Annotated in this window: 15 protein-coding genes; 5 read left to right on the top strand and 10 right to left on the bottom strand. The window is 58.6% G+C overall.

The window, feature by feature from the left end; all coding sequences use genetic code 11:
* Nucleotides 1–51 precede the first annotated feature (51 nt).
* From pgl to pgi, 4 genes are read right to left on the bottom strand one after another with little or no spacing between them, the layout of a single operon-like run.
* Nucleotides 52–762, bottom strand: coding sequence for a 6-phosphogluconolactonase (pgl, locus tag ACXAG1_RS11350; protein WP_475092161.1), 711 nt, complete (start codon nucleotides 760–762; stop codon nucleotides 52–54).
* A gap of 45 nt (nucleotides 763–807) precedes the next feature.
* The gene (gene zwf, locus ACXAG1_RS11345; RefSeq protein ID WP_475092160.1) at nucleotides 808–2,265 is read right to left on the bottom strand and encodes a glucose-6-phosphate dehydrogenase; all 1,458 of its coding nucleotides are present in this window, start codon (nucleotides 2,263–2,265) and stop codon (nucleotides 808–810) included.
* A 60-nt stretch (nucleotides 2,266–2,325) separates the two neighbouring features.
* The gene (gene edd / locus ACXAG1_RS11340; RefSeq protein ID WP_475092159.1) at nucleotides 2,326–4,158 is read right to left on the bottom strand and encodes a phosphogluconate dehydratase; all 1,833 of its coding nucleotides are present in this window, start codon (nucleotides 4,156–4,158) and stop codon (nucleotides 2,326–2,328) included.
* Nucleotides 4,159–4,215: 57 nt separating this feature from the next.
* Nucleotides 4,216–5,967 carry a glucose-6-phosphate isomerase gene (gene pgi, locus ACXAG1_RS11335; protein WP_475092158.1) on the bottom strand — a complete coding sequence of 584 codons (1,752 nt, stop codon included), beginning with the start codon at nucleotides 5,965–5,967 and terminating at the stop codon, nucleotides 4,216–4,218.
* A 357-nt stretch (nucleotides 5,968–6,324) separates the two neighbouring features.
* Here pgi and ACXAG1_RS11330 point away from each other — a divergent pair, with 357 nt between their 5' ends.
* Nucleotides 6,325–7,371, top strand: a complete 1,047-nt coding sequence (locus tag ACXAG1_RS11330; RefSeq protein WP_475092157.1) for a LacI family DNA-binding transcriptional regulator — start codon at nucleotides 6,325–6,327, stop codon at nucleotides 7,369–7,371.
* A gap of 323 nt (nucleotides 7,372–7,694) precedes the next feature.
* On the opposite strand, the gene ACXAG1_RS11325 is transcribed toward ACXAG1_RS11330, so the two are convergent.
* The 4 genes from ACXAG1_RS11325 to nagK form a co-directional block, all read right to left on the bottom strand.
* On the bottom strand, nucleotides 7,695–9,026 hold the full coding sequence (locus ACXAG1_RS11325; protein ID WP_475092156.1) for a sugar MFS transporter: 1,332 nt from the start codon (nucleotides 9,024–9,026) through the stop codon (nucleotides 7,695–7,697).
* 69 nt (nucleotides 9,027–9,095) lie between these two features.
* Complete coding sequence (nagA, locus tag ACXAG1_RS11320) at nucleotides 9,096–10,223, bottom strand: N-acetylglucosamine-6-phosphate deacetylase (protein ID WP_475093931.1); 1,128 nt, start codon at nucleotides 10,221–10,223, stop codon at nucleotides 9,096–9,098.
* A gap of 21 nt (nucleotides 10,224–10,244) precedes the next feature.
* Nucleotides 10,245–11,288, bottom strand: coding sequence for a glucosamine-6-phosphate deaminase NagB-II (nagB-II, locus tag ACXAG1_RS11315; RefSeq protein WP_475092155.1), 1,044 nt, complete (start codon nucleotides 11,286–11,288; stop codon nucleotides 10,245–10,247).
* An 81-nt stretch (nucleotides 11,289–11,369) separates the two neighbouring features.
* Nucleotides 11,370–12,320, bottom strand: coding sequence for an N-acetylglucosamine kinase (nagK, locus tag ACXAG1_RS11310; protein ID WP_475119757.1), 951 nt, complete (start codon nucleotides 12,318–12,320; stop codon nucleotides 11,370–11,372).
* 538 nt (nucleotides 12,321–12,858) lie between these two features.
* Between nagK and ACXAG1_RS11305 the strand changes: the two genes are divergently transcribed.
* The 3 genes from ACXAG1_RS11305 (at nucleotide 12,859) to ACXAG1_RS11295 (ending at nucleotide 16,596) form a co-directional block, all read left to right on the top strand.
* Nucleotides 12,859–14,175, top strand: a complete 1,317-nt coding sequence (locus tag ACXAG1_RS11305) for a substrate-binding domain-containing protein (RefSeq protein ID WP_475092153.1) — start codon at nucleotides 12,859–12,861, stop codon at nucleotides 14,173–14,175.
* A gap of 49 nt (nucleotides 14,176–14,224) precedes the next feature.
* Nucleotides 14,225–15,085: a DUF6279 family lipoprotein gene (locus tag ACXAG1_RS11300; protein WP_475119756.1), complete on the top strand. Its 861-nt coding sequence runs from the start codon at nucleotides 14,225–14,227 to the stop codon at nucleotides 15,083–15,085.
* Between the two features lie 239 nt (nucleotides 15,086–15,324).
* Nucleotides 15,325–16,596: an aspartate aminotransferase type Ic gene (locus tag ACXAG1_RS11295; protein ID WP_475092151.1), complete on the top strand. Its 1,272-nt coding sequence runs from the start codon at nucleotides 15,325–15,327 to the stop codon at nucleotides 16,594–16,596.
* A 73-nt stretch (nucleotides 16,597–16,669) separates the two neighbouring features.
* Here the strand turns inward: ACXAG1_RS11295 and ACXAG1_RS11290 are convergent, their stop codons facing one another.
* Nucleotides 16,670–17,686 (bottom strand): aspartate carbamoyltransferase, encoded by a 1,017-nt coding sequence (locus ACXAG1_RS11290; RefSeq protein WP_475092150.1) that lies wholly within the window; start codon nucleotides 17,684–17,686, stop codon nucleotides 16,670–16,672.
* 99 nt (nucleotides 17,687–17,785) lie between these two features.
* Nucleotides 17,786–19,225: an exodeoxyribonuclease I gene (gene sbcB / locus ACXAG1_RS11285; RefSeq protein ID WP_475119755.1), complete on the bottom strand. Its 1,440-nt coding sequence runs from the start codon at nucleotides 19,223–19,225 to the stop codon at nucleotides 17,786–17,788.
* A 167-nt stretch (nucleotides 19,226–19,392) separates the two neighbouring features.
* On the opposite strand from sbcB, the gene argS reads away from it, so the two are divergent.
* Nucleotides 19,393–21,129, top strand: a complete 1,737-nt coding sequence (gene argS / locus ACXAG1_RS11280) for an arginine--tRNA ligase (protein ID WP_475119754.1) — start codon at nucleotides 19,393–19,395, stop codon at nucleotides 21,127–21,129.
* The last annotated feature ends 40 nt before the right edge of the window (nucleotides 21,130–21,169 follow it).

Genomic DNA, 21,169 nt, shown 5'->3' with positions numbered 1-21,169 from the left:
AAACTCGTCTATTTCGTTGTTATTCGCCGATCCTGAATCCGGACCAAACCGTTAAGGCGCCCAGTAAACAGTGACCGGCTTGTGTCCCTGCTTGAGAATACTGCGCACCGGCATCTCCGCCTTGTCATCACCGAGCAGCGCCTGGCGATAGACCTTCAGCTTTTCTTCACCGGTGATCAGCAGCTTGATTTCCTTCGCTTGCAGGATCGCCGCGAGCGTCAGGGTCATGCGTTCGGTGTGCGCTCCGGTTACCGCACTTTGTTTTGCGGTAATGGCTTTACACAGCTTTTCGCCTTTGGCATCCAGCGCGTCTTCAAGGCCTTCTGCATAAGGGAAGAAAGAGGCGGTGTGGCCATCGTTACCCATACCGAGCACACAAACATCGAACGGGCGCACCAGCTCTTGATAGGCGCGCTCGCAATCCGCTTCACCCTCCGCCGGAGTGGCAGCGGCATTTTTCATACCCAGGCAAGGTGCCTTGGCCGCTTCATTTTGCAGCAGGCTGTTGGTGATAAAGGCCAGATTGCTGCCTGCTTCATCTTTTTCCACCCAACGCTCATCCACCAACGCCACATTGACCTGTTCCCAGGGCAGCGGGCGACGGGACAGCTCGCGGTACACAGGCTCCGGGGAGCTGCCACCGCTGACCAGAAAGGTCGCCTGACCGTTGGCCTTGATTCCGGCGTGCAACGCCGCTGCACACTCATTGGCCAGCGCCAGCGTGAGCCTTTCCCTGTCTGCAAAAAACTTTTCTTCAACCATGTCGTTTTGACCTTTGCGTATTTTGCCGGTGGCTGTCAGGTTAAATTACGGGTTAAACCAGTGGTGACCATTTTCGGCCAGCAACTGATTGGATGCTTGCGGCCCCCAGGTTCCCGCGCGGTACAGCTGCGGCTGATTCGCGGTATCGCGCCAGTGATCGATAATCGGGTCGACCCAGGCCCAGGCCGCAGCCACTTCTTCGCGGTGAATAAACAGCGCGGAATTGTTTGCAGCGGCGTCCAGCATCAGGCGCTTGTATGCGTCACTCTTGAAGCTGTCGTAGGTGTCGGACAGTGTCAGGTTCAGCTCTACCGGTTGCAGCTCCATGGTGAGGCTGTCCATCTTCTTGGCCATCAGCACCATTTTGATGCTTTCTTCTGGCTGCAGACGGATCACCAGGCGGTTCGGTAACACCTTGCCCGCTTCCGGCTGATACACACTGTGGGAAACGTTCTTGTACTGAATCACGATTTCCGCACAGCGTTTTTCCATGCGCTTTCCGGTGCGCAGATAAAACGGCACGCCGGTCCAGCGCCAGTTATCGATATGTGCGCGAATGGCCACGAAGGTTTCGGTGGTGCTGTTCGGCGCTTTCAGTTCTTCCAGGTATCCGGGCACCAGCTCCTTGCCGAGACCACCGGCCACGTACTGGCCGCGCACGATGTTCTTGTCGACATTGCTATCGGTCAGCGGGCGCAGGGCCTCCAGCACTTTGATTTTTTCCGAGCGGATATTGCGCGCGGACATGCTGTTGGGGGATTCCATGGCGATCAGGCACAGCAGCTGCAGCAGGTGGTTCTGCACCATGTCGCGCATTGCGCCGGTGTCATCGTAAAAACCCGCGCGCCCTTCCAGGCCCACGGTTTCGGAAATGCTGATCTGGATGTGATCGATGGTCTTCGCATCCCACAGGTGCTCGAACAGCACGTTGCTGAAGCGCAGGGCCAGCAGGTTCTGTACGGTTTCTTTACCCAGGTAATGGTCGATGCGGAAAATACTGTCTTCCGGGAAGTACTCGGCGATCTTGCTGTTGATCTCGTCGGAGGTCTTGGCGTTGTAGCCCAGGGGTTTTTCCACGACTACGCGGGAGTTTTCGTGGATCAGACCTTTTACCGAGAGGTTTTCGCAACAGGGGCCGAACACTGCCGGCGGAATCGCGAGATAAAACAGGCGGGTGCGCTTGGTGTCTTTACCCAGAATATCCACCAGCCCATCCCACTGCTCGTCGGGCTTGGCGATATCCAGATAGACGGCGCGCAACAGGCCGCTGAATTCTTTCCAGTTTTTATCGCTGTACTCGCCATCGCGCAGATGGGTTTTCAGCGCTTGCTGTGCGGTCTTCATGTAGGTGTCCGCGTCTTCCTGACGGCGAACTACGGGCAGGATGCGCGTGTCCTTGTTCAGACCGCCTTCAATATAAGCGCGGTAGAGTGCAGGAATCAGTTTGCGCAGGGACAGATCGCCGCCACCGCCAAACAGTACCATGTCGAATGAATTTGCCATTTCTTTGCTCTCAAACAGTTGCGCGGGCCTGATGTGGTATCAGCACCCGCGCGAATTCAGTTAAAAAAGAATGCTACCGCCGGTTTCCGCGCCGCTCGCAAGCTTGCGCATATTCACAAACAGATCCCGCCCCATGCCGCTGTTGTTGGCAGACAGGTCGCATTCCGCTGGCGCGCGCGCGGCCAGCTCTTCATCACTTACTTCTACTTTGAGAACGCCGGCTTCCGCGTCCAGCTCTACAATATCTCCGTCCTGGATTTTTGCGATTACGCCACCTTCCAGCGCTTCCGGAGAAAGGTGGATGGCCGCCGGCACTTTACCGGAGGCGCCGGACATGCGGCCGTCGGTGACCAGTGCCACCTTGAAACCGCGGTCTTGCAGTACGCCGAGGGATGGCGTCAGTTTGTGCAGCTCCGGCATACCGTTGGCCTGGGGGCCCTGGAATCGCACCACGGCGACAAAATCTTTTTCCAGCTTGCCCGCTTTGAAAGCATCCAGCATGTCGTCCTGACTGTTGAACACAACTGCCGGTGCTTTTACTTTCAGCTGCGGGGTTTTTAGCGCGGAAACCTTGATCACGCTGTTGCCCAGATTGCCTTTCAGCAATTGCAGACCGCCGTGGCTGGAGAACGGATCCGCTGCCGGGCGAATGATGTCCGGGTTGCCGGACTCTTCTGCAGTGGGGCGCCACACCAGGCCGTCCTTGTCTTCGTTCAGGAACGGGTCGTAGGTGTAGGGCTCCATACCGGAATCGCCGAGTACGGTAGCCACATCGTTATGCAGCAGGCCTGCGCCCAACAGTTCGCGAATCAGATACTGCATACCGCCGGCAGCAGCGAAGTGGTTGATGTCCGCGGTGCCGTTCGGGTACACGTGGCACAGCAGCGGCACTACTTCAGACAGCTCGGCCATGTCCTGCCAGGTAATCTGGATACCGGCGGCGCGCGCCATGGCGATCAGGTGCATGGTGTGGTTGGTAGAACCACCGGTTGCGTGCAGGCCAACGATGCCGTTGACGAAGGCTTTTTCGGTCAGGATCTTGGCGATCGGTGTGTAGTTACTGGGCTCCGAGTTCTGCACCAGCTGCTTCACCGTCGCTTTATTCATGGCGTCGCGCAGCTCGGTGCCCGGATTGATAAACGAGCTGCCCGGCAGCTGCAGCCCCATGATTTCCACCAGCATCTGGTTGCTGTTGGCGGTACCGTAGAAGGTGCAGGTACCGGCGCTGTGGTAGGAGGCGCTTTCCGCTTCCAGCAATTCTTTGCGACCCACTTTGCCTTCCGCGTACAGCTGGCGAACGCGTACTTTTTCCGCGTTGGCGAGACCGGTTGGCATGGGACCTGCAGGTACGAATACCGCAGGCAGATGACCAAAAGACAGCGCGCCGATGACCAGGCCAGGGACGATCTTGTCGCAGATGCCCAGGTACATGCCGCCGTCAAACATATCGTGTGACAGGGAGATGGCGGTCGCCATGGCGATGACATCGCGGGAAAACAGTGACAGTTCCATGCCCGGCTGACCCTGGGTCACGCCGTCACACATGGCGGGCACACCGCCGGCAACCTGTGCGGTTGCGCCGTTGCGCAGGGCTTCGGCCTTGAGCATTTCCGGGTAGGTGCCGTAGGGCTGATGCGCCGACAACATATCGTTGTAGGCGGTGACGATGGCCAGGTTGGGGCCGTGCCCGGAGGCGATCAGATTCTTATCGTGATCGCTGGATGCCGCCATCGCGTGCGCCAGGTTGCCGCAGGACAGCTTGTGACGCGCGCGGCCTTTGCCCTGCGCGCGCTCAACCTGAGCCAGATAGCTGGCCCGGGTTTCTTCACTGCGGCGGATGATCCTGTCGGTCACCGCCTGTATGCGACTGTGTACCACTGTTTGGTTTGCCATTTTTGATCAACTCTTCGTTTTTTATCAGTTCGTTTCACGCTGCAGCACAATGTGCGTTTAAGCCTGTTCTCCAGCAGGCTCAGCCACCTCAACTTCAGGCGACTCCGTGGACGTAACCGTGCCGTTTATCCGGCGGTAGTATTCGATCAGCTGGGCAGTTGAACCGTCTTCGTCTGCCAGGTCACCAGCAGCCAGTTTTGGCTCCAGTTTATTGGCGAGACCTTTACCCAGTTCCACTCCCCACTGATCAAAGGAATAAATTTGCAGAATCACGCCCTGAACAAAAATCTTGTGCTCGTAGAGTGCGATCAGCGCTCCCAGTGATCGGGGGTCCAACTCCTTCAAGAGTATTGTGTTACTTGGCTTTCCACCCCTGTGGACCTTGAACGGGGTGAGCCTTTTTATTTCTTCTTGCGACAGCCCCTTGGCTGCCAGTTCACGACCGACGGACTCTGCATCCACACCGTTCATCAGTGCCTGACTCTGGGCAAACATGTTTGCCAGCAAAATCTCGTGGTGACCGTCGAGATCGTGTCCCGGGGTCACACTGCCGATAAAGTCGGCGGGAACCACTTCCGGACTCTGGTGCAGATACTGGTAAAACGCATGCTGCCCGTTGATGCCCGTCTGCCCCCATATTAGAGGGCCGGTGGTGTAGTCCACCTCCACCCCTGCACGGGTGGTAGATTTGCCGTTGCTCTCCATATCTGCCTGCTGCAGATAAGAAGGCAACATGTGCAATGCCTGCTCGTAGGGCAATACCGCATGTGCCGGGTAGCCCATAAAGGTGCAGTACCAGACACTCAGCAGCGCCATGATCACCGGCGCATTGGCTTCCAGAGGTGCCTCGCGGAAGTGCTTGTCCATACTTGCCGCGCCATCCAGCAGTGCGCGGAAGTTGTCGTACCCACAGGCAATGGCGATGGGCAGACCGATGGAAGACCACAGCGAGAAGCGCCCGCCTACCCAATCCCAGAAGCGGAAGGTCCGCTCCGGCAGCACACCAAACTGCTGCGCCTTGTCCGGGCTGGAAGTCACCGCTACAAAGTGCTGCCGCAACAGCGCCTCGGCGTCAGCCTCCGGCATCGCCTTCTGCAGCCACTTCAGGCCACTACTGGCGTTGGTCATTGTCTCGCTGGTCGTGAATGTCTTGGACGAGACAATGAATAAAGTCGAATCGGCATCCAGGCCGGCCAGCACATCCGTGAGCTGGGATCCATCCACATTGGATACAAAATGCACTGCGACATCGCCCTTCCGATGGGCACGCAGTGCTTCGATGGTGGTTTGCGGCCCGAGATGGGAGCCACCTACCCCAAGATTGACCACATCGGTAATTCGTTTACCGCTATAGCCAGTCAGGGCTCCATTATGTAGTAAAACTACAAACTCTTTCAAGCGCTCCAACTCGGCTTCCACCTGGCTGGTGACGGATACGCCGCCGATCTCAATATCTTCCGCCAAACCGCCGCGCAGCGCGGGATGCAGTACTGGCCGGCCCTCCGTGGCATTGATGGGCTTGCCGGCGAAGAAGTCCGCCCGCCACCGTTCCAGATCCGCGGCTTCCGCCAAGCGTAATAAATTTACAAAAACGTCCTGATCCAGCTGGTTCTTCGAGTAATCCAGCAGGAATTCCGGCAATTCCAGGGAGAAACGCTCCGCCCGCTGCGGGTCTGCGGCAAACAGTGCTTTTAGAGACTGACCTTTCAGGTCGGCTGCCTGCGCCCGCAGCGCCTGCCAGATTGGCGATTGCGAAAGAGGATCAGAAGAAGATTGAGCGTGAGACGTGTGAGAGTGTGCACTGCACATAGCGAGCCCCCTGAAAGTGGCGCCCGCCGTGGTGTTGCAGGCACCGGTTATTGTTATTTACCTGATTATCCAGCAGCCCACTCCCGCCCGCGGGAGCCACTGCCAGCCTGTATGAAACCGAAATGACAACGCTGTCAATTTGGCGCCAGAGTCACATAGTTGGCAAAGGGTGTCAATTGGGTTTGTAGTTTTATTTCAGGAATACCAACAGGGTGCAAACCTGTGACCCGCAAGCCATCGTCGTTCTGCCCATAACCGGTTAAACTTGCTGGCTGGGCAACAGGAATTATTCCAACAAGGACCTCTTAAGGCCCCATCAAGGACCCATCAAGGACCCATCAAGGATCACAGCCGACAATGAAAAGCACCATCAACGACGTGGCCGCAAGAGCCGGGGTATCGATCAAAACCGTTTCCCGGGTGATCAATAACGAACCGTCTGTACGCCCCGCGACCCGAAAAAAAGTGATGGATGCGGTGGAAGCGCTGCACTACCAACCGAACCTGGCAGCGCGCAATCTGGCGGGCACCCGCAGCTACACCATTGCCCTGATTTACGATAACCCGAACGCCTACTACGTGATCGATATGCAGAACGGTATTCTCGAGGCGTGCAAGGCGCGGGGCTACGAACTGCTGATTCACCCGAGCAACTCCAAATCCGCCAGCGTGAACGATGAGCTGCGCGCGCTGGTGGAACACTCCAAAGTGGCAGGCCTGGTGCTGACCCCACCTTTCTCGGAAACACAGTCGGTCATTGATGAGGTGAAAAAACTCGGCCTCGACTATGTGCGTATCGTTTCCAGTGCCGCCGCCGAAGGGGATGAGGACAACTGCATTCAGGTAGACGATACCGCAGCCGCCTTCGACATCACCAAGCATTTGATTGAGAACGGACACAAACGCATTGGATTTCTGGCGGGTGGCGAGGAGCACGTTTCCACCCACGGGCGACTGGATGGCTACAAGGAAGCACTGGAACAGGCGGGCATTGGCATCGACCCCGATCTGATCATTCCCGGCGAATACTCTTTCGACTCCGGTGTGTCCGGGGCCAAGGCATTACTGGAAAAAGACAACCCGCCCACCGCCATTTTTGCCAGTAACGATGAGATGGCGGCCGGCGCGCTCTTCGCTGCCCGCCTGATGCACATCGAAATCCCCGAGCAGCTCTCCATCGTCGGCTTCGAGGACAGCCCCTTCTCCCGCCAGACCTGGCCCAAACTCACCACCGCCCACCAGCCCAACAGCGAAATCGCCAAGTGCGCCGCCGCGCTGGTACTCAACAAAGCCCGCAGCAAGAGCGCCACCGAAAGCGCCTCCGCCAACAAGGATGCCGGCATCACCAAAAAATTCGTCCCCGAACTCCTGGTCCGCGACTCCACCGGCCAATCTCCCGCCTAAATGAACCCGCTATAACCCGTAATACTGCGCACTTAACGCAGCTGAGGGGGAAGGTGACGGTATCGGGTGCGGTCTTGTGAGACCTTCACCGCCAGGGATGGCGGTGCAGAGCCCCCAAGGATGGGTTTACGGCGTGTCTCACAAGACCGCACCCGGTAGCGGCACCGCCACAGAACCCCTTAGGTAAGTAAAATTATTCAATACCCCAACGATTTCGAGACAAAAAAAAGCCCTCATTAAGAGGGCAAAGATGACGAGAACCAAAGAGAGAAACTTTAAAAAGAAACTTAGACTGACTGTGACGCCAGCTGGATAACCGGAGGTTATTTCCAGCTGCGCATCTTGTGCCCTTTCAGAGCGTAAAACAGGATAAACAGGTAAGCCGGGATGGAAATCACGTAGGCCAGCTGACCGTCGCCGGTGTCGGCGAAATGACCGTACAGGGGCGGCAGTACCGCACCACCGGAGATACCCATAATCAGCAGGGCGGCACCTTTGGAGGTGAACTTACCCAGTCCTTCCAGCGCCAGCGGCCAGATTGCCGGCCAGCACATGGCGTTGGCGAAGCCCAGCAGCGCTACGAAGTAGACCGCGTTGGGAATTTCAGGCAGACCGAACAGCGCCAGGGTCGCGGAGGACATTACGGTGCTTTCCATGGAACCGGTCATCACCGCGATGGTGAAGACAATACCCAGCACCGCAGAGATCAGCAGCGCAGTCTGCTGACTGATAAAGCGCGGAATGGCGATGGTGCCCCAGATATAACCCAGCACCATGAACACCATGGTGTAGGAGGTCAGAACAGAAGCGACCGCCGTATCCAGACCCGCCTGCTTGCCCAGCAGACCAATGGCGTCACCGGCAATCACTTCCACACCCACGTAGAAGAACAGCGCGATAGAACCCAGGATCAGCTGCGGGAATTTCAGCAGCGCTGGCAGGTTTACCGCCATCTCTTCCTGACCTTCCACCACTTCGTCTTCAATGTCCGGCAGGGGGGCGAACATCATGGCGATGGCCAGTACAAAGCCGAGAACCGCCATTCCGATATACGGGCTCACCATTTGACCCGCCAGTTCGTCAAGCTTGGCATCTTTGGCGGTGGCACTCAGCGCAGCCAGCTCTGCTTCAGAAATACCACTGATACCAGACATAACCAGCGCCGCAAAAACCAGCGGCGCAACAATGCCGGCGCCCTTGTTCAGCAGGCCCATGATGCAGATACGTACCGCGGCGGTTTCCGGGGAGCCCACTCTCACTACGTAGGGGTTGGACGCGGTCTGCAGAATGGTGAGGCCAGAACCCACCACGAATTGCGCCAGCAGGAAGATACCGAACATGCGGCTGTAGGCGGCGGGGATAAAAATCAGCGCGCCGACGGCAACCAGTGCCAGACCCAACGCCATACCGGTCTTGTAACCGGTGCGCTCGATAATGGCCGCCATAGGCAATGCCATAACGGTATAGGCGATATAGAAAGCAGAAGCCACGAGCATGGCCTGGAAAGCACTCAGCTCACAGATGGTTTGCAGAAACGGGATCAGGGCCCCATTCAACCAGGTAACAAAACCAAAAATAAAAAACAGCAGACCGATGATGGTCATCGGCAGGATACTGCTGCGGGTTTCCCCCTGGCTAACAACTGCGGTATTCATAGGCTCACCTTTCATTATCGTTATTTAGCGTCGACTAAATTCGTCATCGGTTTTCTTGAATGCGCGGAATCACCCGGCCGTGAACACTTCCTGTCCGCCGATCCAGGTTTTCTGTACCTGTAAATCGTCGTTTACCAAAATCATATCGGCGGCAGCGCCTTCGGCGATGCGACCACCTTTCGAACCCAGAAACTCAGCCGGATAGAGTCCGGCCATGCGCAGGGCTTCGGTCAATTCAATGCCACACCAGTCGCGGATATTGCGCACCGCGCCGATCATATCCAGGTGCGAACCGGCCAGCTCTCCGGTGTTGGAGGTCAGCTTGTCGCCATCGCGGGTCACGGTGCGGTTAAACAGCGGGAAGCTCTGCTCGTCGCTGCCCACCAGTGACATTGCATCGGTCACCAGCATGATCTTGCCGCGAGGCTTGGCCTTCAGCGCCAGGGTCATGGCTTCCGCACTCACGTGGTGGCCATCGGCAATCAATCCGCACCAGCAGTCGTCGCTGATCAGTGCGGTGCCCACCATGCCGGGGTCGCGGGAATGCAGTGGCGACATGGCGTTGTACAAATGGGTAAATCCGCTCGCGCCTGCGGCTACGGCCGCGGCGGCGGTCTTGCCGTCGGCATTGGAATGACCGAGGCAGACTTTCACCCCGAGCGACACCAGCTTGGCGATATCTTCCGGAGAAACATTTTCCGGCGCCAGGGTGACCATCTTCAGGCCGAGATCGTCCCGGGCATAAATCGCCAGCTCTTCATCGCTGAGCGGGCGAATAAAACATTCTTCGTGGGTGCCTTTTTTCGGCGCACTCAGGTGCGGGCCTTCAAAGTGCACGCCGAGGACACCGGGCACGCCTTCTTTCAGGGCGGCACTGACCGCGTCCGCGGCTTTTTGCATTACGTCCACCTGATCGGTAATCAGGGTGGGCATAAAGCCGGTGGTGCCGAACTGGGCGTGAGCCGCAGACATTTTTCCAAGGGCGTTGACGCTGGTGTCGTTATTGAACAGCGCACCACCGCCACCATTGACCTGCACATCGATCAGGCCCGGCGCCAGCAATCCCTGCAATCGCACAGCGTCCGCCGCAGGGGTTCCGCCGAGGGAAACCACCTTGCCGCCGTCAACGGTCAGCGCTACATCCTTGTGTAGCTGCTCACCGTCGAATAACTGTTGTGCGATAAATGCCTGTACCACGTCCAAAATCCTTATCCGCGATCAAACGGTCTGGGTCACTTTCTTCAGACCTGCCGGCTCGTCCGGGTTGATACCCCGGCTTACCGCTACATGGGCAACGTCGATGTAGAAGCGCTGCAGCAGGGGCAGCGGTGCAACACGCGGGTGTACGCCCTTGCTCGGCACATGCAGATTGATCAGGGTGCCGCCGCGACGGATGATGTCTGCGATCTGCTCGCTGTGGGCCTGGTAGGATTCATCTTCGATGGGCACGTTCACCACGGTGAGCTTCTGCTCTACCAGAGTGACCGGGCCGTGCAGGAATTCCGCACTGGAGAAAGATTCCGCGTGCACGCTGCACACTTCTTTCAGCTTCAGTGCCAGCTCGCGGGTAATGCCGTAGCCGGGGCCGCGGCCGAGAACCACCAGGTTTTTTACCGCGGCCAGGTCTTCCGGGCGCAGCTGCACATCGGATTCAATGGCGTCGGTCAGGGTTTGCGGCAGCATTTCAACGCCGGCTTTCAGCTCTTCATCCTGGGTCCAGTAAGCCACCAGTTGCAGCACCGCAGACAGGGTGCACAGGTAGCTCTTGGTCGCAGCAACAGCCAGTTCAGGGCCGGCTTTCAGCGGCACAACCTGATCGACAATATCTTTGATCGGTGCGGTTTCATCGTTCACCAGCGCCACGGTGTAGGCACCGGCGTCTTTCGCCATTTGTGCCTGGGCGAGGATGTCCGGGCTGCGGCCGGATTGGGAAATCACGATGACCAGCGCGTCTTCGAGCTTCAGTTTTTTGCCATAGACGCTGGAGACGGACGGCGCTGCGGCAAAGGTCGGAGTGCCGGTTTCAATTTCAATCAGGTATTTGGCAAATACGCCAGCGTGGTCGGAAGATCCGCGACCAACGATCATTACAAAGCGCGGCGGCTTGCTGCGCAGGCGCTCGCCCAGCGCCTCCATGATCGGCGCGTTGTTCTGCAATTGTTCGGCAACTCGGCTCGGGGCTTCACGGGCCTCGGTTTCCATTACTGTCATCGCCATAGATGCATCCACCTTATTGGCCTCACCTGAGGTCACTGCGCTCATAAAATCTATCCGTAACTTTTTCTATCGTCGTCTTCCGACAACCTGTGTGTTCTAACGATTCGACGCTCTTATCCAAAGAACTTATCCAAACAGCGCCTTGGCATCCGCCTCTTCCCGCGCTTTGGACTCACTGTCACCCAGTGCCGCAAGGGAGTGCTGGGCGAAGTAGGCGCAACCCAGCTCTGGCGGATCCAGCGGGTCGGAAACCCGCTCCGCCACATGGGGCTTGAGCCAGGGCTTGAGGCGCGGCGCCAGGCCGCCAATCATGGCCAGGCGCGGCGGCTTGCCTTCCATCAACTTGTCTGCGAGATCACTGATATAAGCAGCACCATCGCGCATGATCGACGCAGCAATAGGACAGTTCGCCTCGGCGCACTCCACCACAGGCACCGCCAGCTTGGCGTACTGACTGGAGGGCTTGCCCGCCATCATTTCAATAACATCGTAGGGATCGTCGGTCCCCAGCGCAGATTGCAGCTCGCCTTTCAGCGCTGAATCCTCCGCCAGACCTTCCATCGCCATTAACAGATATTTCACCGCTTCCATACCCAGCCAGGCACCACTGCCTTTGTCGCCGTGGGGGAAACCGTGGCCGCCGACAATCTCGCTGCGGCCATTGACCCAGGAGTAACCCACGGATCCGGTGCCGGCAATGATCACCGCGCCGTCACCACCGCGGTGCGCACCCAGACAGGCGGAGTGCTGATCGGTGGTGAGGAACATCTGTTTGAACGGGTGCGCCCAGGCATTCATCTCGTTATAGAGACGGGGCATATTGACCCCGGCCAGCCCCACACCAGCCACCAGCTCACCCAGAGTTTCCGCGGGCAGACCAGCGTCCGCCACCGCCAGTGCGGCAGAGCGCACGATGGAATCAATGGTTTGTGCATAACCGTGAAGGGGGTTCGCGGGCCCGGAGACACCGGTACCCAACAGGCGATTGCTGGTGTCGAATATAGAGGCGCGGCATTTACTGCCACCGCCATCGACGCCAATGAAAAGAATGTCCCTGCTGTCTCTCAAAGCAACCATCTAACCGGCCCCTAAGATTTTCTATTGTTATGTGTCCTTGCCGAATTCCCCACCGCATTCGCTGCGCCCCAGAGAAATCCGGCTGGGCGTCGCTGACGCCTCTGCCAATATGTGAGAAATACTACAAGACAAATGACAGCGTTGTCATGCCTTTTTTCAAAAAAAAACTGAAGATTTCTCCCATTATATGCTGATTTTACGTGCCGTTTGGTGAAAAAAACGCCGGCAAAGCCCCTCAGAGCCAGCCCTCCCGGACGCTCGAGCTCAAAAATCACCCAGCCATTTTTTCGCAGTACCGGCAGTCCACCCCGGGCAACCTCCTCGCCACTCGCCGACCAGTTCAACCCAATTGCAATAAACCCGTCACACTTTTCTGCGATAAAGCGCGCGCCCGCGACGGACTGGATGCAATACAACGATCAACAAACAGCAACCGGACGGGCACTCGGAACAGTATTCAGAAGTGATAGGGGGCAGGATGAAACGCGTAAACGCGGGCAGGGGATCGAATTCAGGAATAATCGGCGCAAGATGGGTTGTGGCGCTATTGCTGCAACTGACTCTGGCTGCAGGCCTCATCGCTAGTGGCCAGGCCGCTGGCGCAGACCGTGATCGCGTGCTGTTCCGCCTGACTGGCTCCAACACCGTAGGCGCAGATCTGGCGCCCGCACTGGTAAAGCGATATCTGGAATCCCGGGGCGCCAGTGAGGTCAGTCAACGCTCGGAAGGCGAGAAACACTGGATTCACGCACGCCTGCAGGGTGAGCCTGTAGTTGTGCCCATCATCGCCCTGGGCTCCAGCACCGGCTTCAAGGCTTTGAACGGCGACACCGCCGATATCGGCATGGCATCTCGCCGCATCAAACCCAAAGAGGTAGATATGCTGGCGCGTTTCGGCGACTTCACAGGTCCACAGGCGGAGCATGTGATCGGCCTCGACGCCCTGGTGATTACCGTCCACAAAGACAACCCCATTAACCGCTTGAGCCTGGCGCAGCTGGCGCAGATTTACAGCGGAGAGATCCGCAACTGGCAACAACTGGGGGGACCGGACCTTCCGATACGCCCGCTGCACCGGGATATCGAGTCTGGCACCCGGGCTACCTTTGACGGGGAAGTCTTTGGCGGCAGCCGCCCGGCCAAAGGATTTGTATACGAGGTTTCCGGCAACCACGAAACCCGCGCACTGGTACAGCGGGATCGCGCGGCAATCGGCTATCTCCCGTTTGCCGACTCTGAAGGCATGCACAAGGTCGCGATCAAATCGGGGGAACTGGCCGCGGTGGTTCCAGACAGAGGCATTATTGCCACGGAAGACTTCCCCCTCACCCGTCGCCTGTACCTCTACCGCAATCCCGGGCGCTACAACCCACAGGTAGATGCCTTTCTGCACTTTGCGGAGTCCCACGCCGGGCAGCAAATCGTCGAGCAGATCGGCTTTATCAACCTGACCCCCGTGTCCCTGCAGATGGCGCCATACGCTAACGCGCCAGAGAGCTACCGCAAATTGATGGAGAACGGGTCGCGTCTCAGCATCTCCTTCCGATTCGCCGATGGCAGTACCGAGCTGGACAACCGCGCCCTGCGCGACCTGCACCGGTTACAGGACTTTATGGCGGAAAATGAAAACCGCGAATTATCGCTGACCCTGGTTGGCTTCTCAGATCGCAAATCCAATCAGAACATCTCCGACCTGATTTCCCGCTTCCGCGCACTCAAGGTACAGGGCGCACTGCTGCGGGATCACCAGATGGGAGACAGCCAGATCATGGCCGTTGGCGCCTTCGCACCACTGACTGGCGACAGCGAGCAGGGTCCGGTGAAAAACAGTCGGGTAGAAGTCTGGATCAATTGATCCACCGGTATCAATGCGGTGTAACCGGCGAGCAACTATATTTATCGCCATGAGCACCGCAACCTCCACAGGCGTTAACACGCGCACCGCCCTGCTGATAACCGCGGTAATACTGCTGTTATTCAGCGGTTGCTCCAGCATCCGCCTCGTCTATGGCCACCTGGATTGGTGGATGGACCGCACCTTCAATAAATACCTCGACCTGGATGGCGCTCAGAAAGACCTGCTGCAATTGCGAGTCGACGAATTCCATCGCTGGCACCGCCAGACCCAGCTGCCCCGCTACGCCGACTATTTCGAAGAACTGGCCGCCAAAGTGGACGACGCCGACACCAACCCGGCCCAGCTGGATGCCATCGAATCCCAGGTGGATACCTTCTGGCACTCCTCGGTGACGATGCTGAGCGACCTGATGCTGCCGATCCTTACCCAGCTGGACGACAAGCAGATCGACCAACTCGCAGAGAACATCCGGGAAGAGCGCGAAGAGTCATTAAAAAAGTGGGACAAGGCGCAGCGCAAGCGGGAAAAAGAGTTTCGCAAACAGGCTGAGCGCTGGCTCGGGGATCTCACGGAGGCTCAGGAATCCATGATTGATCGCCAGGTGGCCACCACGACTTTCGATCCGAAGCGCCGGGATGCGCAGCGGCAAATATGGGCGAATGCGTTTCTGGACACCTTGCGCAGCAAGCCCGATGGCTATCAAGCCCGGTTGCGCGCGCTGCTGATTGATCCCCAAACCCTGTGGCCGGAAGACTACCGCAAGATGCAGGACCAGTTGCGTCTTCAGGCCCGGTCCCTCGCCACGGAAATTCTGCAAAGTGCCACCCCTGAGCAACGCGCCCACCTGAAAAGCACGCTACTCGAATACGCCAGTGATTTCCGCCACCTGGCGGTTCAAAAACACTGACGGCGACGCGCGACAGCGCAGCCGGTGTGATACTACCGGCACAATCATCCAGTCCGTTTCAACTGCAACAATTGCGCCGCCACTTTATCTACCGAAATGCGCTGTTTTTACCGGGTTTTCCTGCAAAAAAGTGTCATAAAACATGACGCAATCCGCCCACTGCTGATAAGCTCCCGTCCCCGTAACTTCCTCCGGAAGTTGCCTGTCAAGAGTTGTCCATCAAGAGAAGAGGATTTTCCGTGCGTATCGAGACCGCCCAACGCGAACAGCTGCAACAGTGGGAAAAAGAACTGGACCAGCAATACCAGCGTATTTGCCAGCACAGCCTGAGCCTGGACCTGACCCGCGGCAAACCGGCAGCGGACCAACTCTCTCTGTCCGACAGCCTGGACGGTATCCTGAATGGCGACTACCGCGCTCCCGACGGCACCGACACCCGCAACTACGGCGGCCTCGAAGGTATTGCCGCCGCCCGCGAACTGGGTGCGGATATTCTGCAGGTGCCGTTTGAAGAGGTACTGGCCGGCGGCAACAGCTCCCTGACCCTGATGTACCACGCGGTTCTCACCGGCTACCTGTTCGGCTTTGCCGGCAACCAGCCGTGGAAAGAAATGAGTGCGCCCAAGTTTCTGTGCCCGGTACCCGGCTACGACCGCCACTTCGCCATCTGCGAGCAGCTCGGGATCGCCATGGACACGGTCCCGATGACCGCCACCGGCCCGGACATGGATGTACTGGAACAGAAGATCCGCGAAGACGACCAGATCATCGGTCTGTGGTGCGTACCCAAATTCTCAAACCCCACCGGCGTAACCTACGACGCAGACACCGTCGACCGTCTGGCGCAACTGGCCAAGATCGCCAACCCGGGCTTCCGTATTTTCTGGGACAACGCCTACGCCATTCACGACCTGGACCACCAGGTAAAACTGCCGAACATCCGCGAAGCCGCGCTGGGCAATGACACCGCCGATTCCGTACTGCAATTTGCCTCTACCTCCAAGGTGACCCACGCCGGCGCCGGTGTGGCCTTTGTGAGCGGCAGTCCCGCCAACCTGGCGTCCCTGAAACAGCAGATGTCGGCCATGACCATCGGCCCGGACAAGATCAATCAGCTGCGCCACGCGCGCCTGTTCCCGGAACTGACCCAGCTGAAAGAGCACATGCAACAGCACGCGGAAATCCTGCGTCCCAAGTTTGCCTGTGTACTGGAACATCTGGAAAAGAACTTCGCCGATACGGATCTGGGCGAGTGGGAAAAACCCGAAGGCGGTTACTTCGTTTCCTTCAACACCCGCCCGGGTGTGGCGGCAGACGTGATTCGCCTGTCTGCGGAAGCCGGCGTAAAACTGACACCCGCCGGTGCGACTTTCCCCTACGGAAAAGACCCGGAAAACACCAACATCCGTATTGCACCCAGCTTCCCGCCGCTGGAAGAACTGGATACCGCCATGTCGGTGTTTGTGTTGTGTGTGAAACTGGCGACGGTGCGTAACGCGCTGGCCGGCTGATTTTTCACAGCATCAGAAATAAAAAAACCGGCAATTTTGCCGGTTTTTTGATGCCTGAATTTCTACACAAGTATCAGATCTGATTGCGCCGTGTCTGCCAGGTAATCGGCCGCGCGTACTGCTCCACCTTGTCTTCCACCCCCAGCAACATGGCAAATAATGCCATGCGCACCAGCAGGCCGTTGTCCGTCTGGCGGAAAATCGCCAGGCTCGGGTGTTCATTCAGATCCGAATCCAGTTCATTGGCTTCCGCGCGGGAATCCCGTGGCAGCGGGTGCATGATCACGGTATTGGGTTCCGCGTGGCGGGTAAAAATATCGCGGTTCAGGCGGAAACGGCCGCGGTAGCGATCGGCGTCGGCCTGGGATTCAAAACGCTCTTCCTGGATGCGGGTGGAATAGACGATATCCACATGCTTGATCGACGGCTCCAGCTGATCGGTTACCGTCACCTGATGCCCCACTTCGCGCAGTTTCTCCACCACTACTGCCGGCATCGCCAACTCGCCCGGAGAGACCAGCACCAGTTGAACATTTTTGAACAGGCACAGCAGTTTGCACAGGGAGTGCACGGTGCGCCCGTGCTTGAGATCGCCAATCATGGCGATGCGGAAGTTATCCAGGGAGCCGCCTTTGCCTTCCAGCTCCTTGCGAATGGTGTACAGGTCGAGCAGTGCCTGGGTCGGATGCTCGTTGGCGCCATCACCGCCATTCACGATTGGCACCCGGCTGGCCGCGGCGAACTCCGCCACAGACCCCGCCTGTGGGTGGCGCATACAGATTACATCGGAGTAGCCGGAAAGAACCCGCGCGGTGTCGTACAGGGACTCGCCTTTGGCCAGGGAGCTGGCTGACACCCCCACCGTCTCGCGCACGGTGCCACCGAGCAGATTGAACGCGCAGCCAAAGCTCACCCGGGTACGGGTGCTGGGCTCGAAAAACATATTGCCGAGGATTGCGCCCTCGAGGACACGGGTGACTTTTTCCCGGCGGGCGTAGGGAACCATGGTGTCGGCCACGGCAAAAATTCGGTCGATGTCGTCCCGCTCAAACTGGCTGACGGAAAGGATATTGGCACCGATAAAGTCCATTGCTGCTCCACTTACTCAAGGTTGCGCCGGGATCACCGGCGGCTGGGCGGGCGGTATTCTACGCGCACCATCGCGGGCGGAACAGCCGCAATTGGCGGATCAACCCAGCAGTGCATCGCCCCAGGTTTCCAGTTGATCCAGCAGGTCACTGCGCTCGGGAAACTCCTCCCGCAAGCGCGCAATCTCCTCGAAATAGGCTTCCATGGTAATACTCGCCCCGAACTTGGGGTCCGTCAGCCGCTGGTAGCGCCACTCTTCCCAACGCTCCTGCTCTTCCTCATTTAGCGTCTCGGGGAAGTTACGCGCCCGCAGGCGAAAGAGTAGCTCCGGCAGGCGCGAATCGGAAAACGAGGGCTGCCCGGCCAGGGCTTCCGGGCCGCGGCTGATCAGGGCGTTGTGCAGCTGGCGGCACGCGTCGCGATCGGCATCGTTCATAAAGCCGTCGTAGAGGCGCGCTTCCACATCCTTGGCCGGGAACTCTCCATCGAGAAACACCTGGTGTAACTTCTCGGTCAGATCCAGCCCCTGCAGCTTCTGCCAGTTGGCCTCACAGGCCTCTTTGTCGATCTGCAGGTCGGCCGCGCGCTGACCGGAGAGCATATTCGCCGGCGCCAGCACCGGGCAGCGGTTCATATGAATCAGCTTCAGGCCGGCCGGCAGCTCGCCTTCGCCCAGCTTGTCACGGGCGGTGTAGAGGCGCTCGCGCAGGGCGTCCGGCTCCAGGTCGAGAATCGGCTGCGGGTCCATGGCCAGGTTGGCACAGATCACCGCATTGCGGTTCACCGGGTGCATGGCCAGGGGAAGCACATAGGTCAGGTGACCGTGGGTCGCGGGGACCTTGCCGGAGATATGCAGCAGCGGTTTGCGATCCCGCGGGTTGAGTATCTTTGCCACTTCCTGCTTGCGGCGCAGCTTGTACACGTAATCGTAGAGCTTGGGCTGCTTGTCGCGGATCAGCCGCGCCATATCGATGGTGGCGCGCACATCCGACAGCGCATCGTGAGCGCCCTCATGGCTGATGCCATTGGCCGCGGTAAGCTCTTCCAGGCGGAAAGAAGGCACCCAAACGCCGTCTGCCACTTCCCGCCGGGGCCATTCAATGCCCTCCGGGCGCAGGGCATATGTCAGCCGCACCATATCGATAATGTCCCAGCGGCTGTTGCCAGACTTCCACTCCCGTTCGTACGGGTCTAGCAAGTTGCGGTACAGGGTATGGCGGGTGACTTCATCGTCAAAGCGCAGGCTGTTGTAGCCCACTCCACAGGTCCCGGGCGCACCCAGCTCGTTGAGGATCCGCTGGATAAACTCGATTTCCGGCAGCCCTTCGGCAAACGCCTTCTGCGGTGCCAGCCCGGTCACCAGCGCCGCCATCGGCTGCGGCAGGCAGTCACTGGCCGGCTTCGAATAGATCATCAGCGGTTCACCGACCACATTCAGATCTTCATCGGTGCGGATACCGGCAAACTGGGAAGGCTTGTCCGCCCCCGGGTCCACGCCCCAGGTTTCGTAGTCATGCCAGTAAAGCGTGGTCCCGGACATTGTGCTCGCCCCTATTCCTGTTACCTTTCGTCAATAGCGCGCCATGTTACCGCAGCCGACCGGGCTCGCGCAGGTTGCAAACCCCTTCCCGGCCATTAAAATCCCGCCTTCTTCTATATTATCCAGACTCCCATTTTCCAGAATCGCCACGGGATAACGCCCCCCTTATGAATATTCGCCAGCAGCTCAACGATATTTTCCAGACCGCCATGACCGCCGCGGGGATTCCCGCCGAGTGCAGCCCGGCGGTGGCCCCCGCCAAAAAGGCGGGCTTTGGTGACTACCAAGCCAATGGCGCCATGGCGGCGGCCAAAAAAGTGGGCAGCAACCCTCGCGAGCTGGCGGCGAAGATCATCGAGAACCTGGGCGATCAGCCGATGATCGAGAAGACCGAGGTTGCCGGCCCCGGCTTTATCAACATTCACCTGAGCGAATCCTGGCTGGCCGGTACCCTCGCCGCGGCCCGCGCCGATGAGCGTCTGAATATCGCCAGCGCCGATGAGCCACAAACCGCAGTGCTGGACTACTCCCACCCCAACCTCGCGAAAGAAATGCACGTGGGCCACCTGCGTACCACCATCATCGGTGACGCCCTCGCCCGCCTGTTGGAATTCCAGGGCCACACGGTGATTCGCCAGAACCATATGGGCGACTGGGGCACCCAATTCGGCATGCTGCTGGCGCACCTGGCCGACAAAATGGAAAACCAGGACGCCGAAGTGGCACTGAAAGATCTGGAAGTCTTCTACCGCGAGGCCAAGGTCCGCTTTGATGAGGAAGAAGGCTTTGCCGACCGCGCCCGCGAATACGTGGTGAAACTGCAGGGTGGCGACGCCGACTGCCTGAAACTCTGGCAGCGCTTTATCGACATCTCCATCAGCCATGCCGAAGAGATCTACGAAAAGCTGGGCGTTACCCTGCAGCGCAAAGACGTGTATGCGGAAAGCCAGTACAACGACGACCTGCCGGTGCTGGTGAAAGACCTGATCGATCGCGGCATTGCGGTGGAAGACCAGGGGGCCATTGTCGCCTTCCTGCCTGAAATGGCCGACAAGGAAGGCAATCCCAGCGTGGTGATTATCCAGAAGAAAGGCGGTGGCTACCTCTACGCCACCACCGACCTGGCCGCCATCCGCTACCGCGCCAATACCCTGAAAGCGGACCGTATTCTTTACGTTGTCGACGCGCGCCAGACCCTGCACCTGCAGCAGGCGTTCACCGTGGCGCGCAAGGCCGGCTATATTGCCGACAGCCAGACGCTCGAACACTGCGCCTTCGGTACCATGATGGGCAACGATGGCAAACCGTTCAAAACCCGCACCGGTGGCACCGTAAAACTGGCGGAACTACTGGACGAAGCGGTAGAGCGCGCGACTGCACTGGTCGCAGGCAAGAACCCGGAGCTGAGCCCGGAAGAGCAGGCCGAGATCGGCCGCGTGGTGGGTATCGGCGCGGTCAAATACGCCGACCTCAGCAAAACCCGCACCAACGATTACGTGTTCAACTGGGACGCCATGCTGGCGTTTGAGGGCAATACAGCGCCCTACCTGCAGTACGCCTACACTCGTGTGCGCAGTATTTTCCGTCGCGCCGGAGTGGACCCGTCTGCGCTAAACGGCGATATCGTACTGGGCACCGATGCCGAGCGCGCACTGGCGATCAAGCTGAATCAGTTTGGTGAGGTACTGGACCAGGTAGCCAAAGACACTTTTCCACATGTGCTGTGTACATACCTCTACGAACTGGCAAGCGCCTATATGGGCTTCTACGAAGCCTGCCCGGTTTTGAAAGAAGGTGTGAGCGAAGAGGAGAAGCAAAGTCGCCTGCAGTTGTGCGACCTGGTTGCGCGCACCCTGTCCACAGGGTTGGGCCTGCTCGGAATCGAGACCCTCGAGAAGATGTAACCCTACCGGCAGTGGTGCCGATAGTGTTGCCGAAAACGCG

The organism is Microbulbifer sp. ABE4_465, from assembly GCF_056160765.1.
The sequence above is the reverse complement of the archived record's forward strand: the minus strand, read 5'-3'. Positions and strand labels throughout refer to the sequence as shown.

Coding starts and splice junctions, on each gene's coding strand:
- ACXAG1_RS11330 (WP_475092157.1), top strand. CDS start 6,325: ATGAAAAGCACCATCAACGACGTGGCCGCAAGAGCCGGGGTATCGATC.
- ACXAG1_RS11325 (WP_475092156.1), bottom strand. CDS start 9,026: ATGAATACCGCAGTTGTTAGCCAGGGGGAAACCCGCAGCAGTATCCTG.
- argS (WP_475119754.1), top strand. CDS start 19,393: ATGAATATTCGCCAGCAGCTCAACGATATTTTCCAGACCGCCATGACC.
- nagK (WP_475119757.1), bottom strand. CDS start 12,320: ATGGTTGCTTTGAGAGACAGCAGGGACATTCTTTTCATTGGCGTCGAT.
- nagB-II (WP_475092155.1), bottom strand. CDS start 11,288: ATGAGCGCAGTGACCTCAGGTGAGGCCAATAAGGTGGATGCATCTATG.
- ACXAG1_RS11300 (WP_475119756.1), top strand. CDS start 14,225: ATGAGCACCGCAACCTCCACAGGCGTTAACACGCGCACCGCCCTGCTG.
- edd (WP_475092159.1), bottom strand. CDS start 4,158: ATGGCAAACCAAACAGTGGTACACAGTCGCATACAGGCGGTGACCGAC.
- sbcB (WP_475119755.1), bottom strand. CDS start 19,225: ATGTCCGGGACCACGCTTTACTGGCATGACTACGAAACCTGGGGCGTG.
- zwf (WP_475092160.1), bottom strand. CDS start 2,265: ATGGCAAATTCATTCGACATGGTACTGTTTGGCGGTGGCGGCGATCTG.
- ACXAG1_RS11290 (WP_475092150.1), bottom strand. CDS start 17,686: ATGGACTTTATCGGTGCCAATATCCTTTCCGTCAGCCAGTTTGAGCGG.
- pgi (WP_475092158.1), bottom strand. CDS start 5,967: ATGTGCAGTGCACACTCTCACACGTCTCACGCTCAATCTTCTTCTGAT.
- pgl (WP_475092161.1), bottom strand. CDS start 762: ATGGTTGAAGAAAAGTTTTTTGCAGACAGGGAAAGGCTCACGCTGGCG.